1 protein-coding gene and 1 pseudogene are annotated in these 810 nt (G+C 65.6%); both read left to right on the top strand.

Features of this window, described 5'->3' with window-relative positions:
- Positions 1-128 (top strand): NADH-quinone oxidoreductase subunit C (locus tag R1101_RS28810; RefSeq protein ID WP_037225246.1); only part of this gene is annotated, 128 nt, incomplete at its 5' end.
- A pseudogene (locus R1101_RS28815) lies at positions 128-810 on the top strand (NADH dehydrogenase subunit D); the annotation flags it as partial. The gene R1101_RS28810 and the pseudogene R1101_RS28815, both read left to right, overlap by 1 nt.

An 810-nucleotide genomic window follows, 5' to 3' on the forward strand; every position in this document is an offset into this window, starting at 1 on the left:
CGCGCATCGAGATGCCCGACGACTGGCGCGGGCACCCTCAGCGCAAGGACTACCCTCTCGGCGGAATCCCCGTGGAGTACAAGGGAGCCCGGATCCCGCCACCCGACGAACGGAGGGCGTACACGTGATGAGTGAACCCGCCGGCGAGACCGTCTTCGACGCCGTCGGACGCGACTGGGACGACATCGCCGCCGCCGTGCGCGACAGCGGTGAGGACCACATCGTCGTCAACATGGGACCCCAGCACCCGTCCACCCACGGCGTCCTGCGCCTGATCCTCGAGATCGACGGCGAGACGGTCATTGAGGCGCGGTGCGGAATCGGGTACCTCCACACCGGAATCGAGAAGAACCTCGAATACCGCAACTGGACCCAGGGCGTCACCTTCGTCACGCGTATGGACTACCTCGCACCGTTCCACAACGAGACCGCCTATTGCCTCGGTGTCGAGAAACTCCTCGGCATCGGGGATCTCGTCCCCGAACGCGCGCAGGTCGTGCGGGTGATGCTGATGGAACTCAACCGCATCTCCTCGCATCTGGTGGCGCTGGCCACCGGCGGCATGGAACTCGGTGCGACGACACCGATGCTGTTCGGATTCCGCGAGCGCGAACTGATCCTCGACGTCTTCGAGACGATCACCGGACTGCGGATGAACCACTCCTACATCCGGCCCGGCGGACTCTCCCAGGACCTGCCCGACGAGGCCGTGCCGATGATCCGCGACCTGCTCGCCGTGCTGCCCGCTCGGCTCGCCGATCTCGAAGCGTTGTTCACCGACAATCCGATCTTCATCTCGCGCACCCGAGA

The organism is Rhodococcus sp. R1101, from assembly GCF_000278445.1.
Classification (GTDB): domain Bacteria; phylum Actinomycetota; class Actinomycetes; order Mycobacteriales; family Mycobacteriaceae; genus Rhodococcus; species Rhodococcus gordoniae.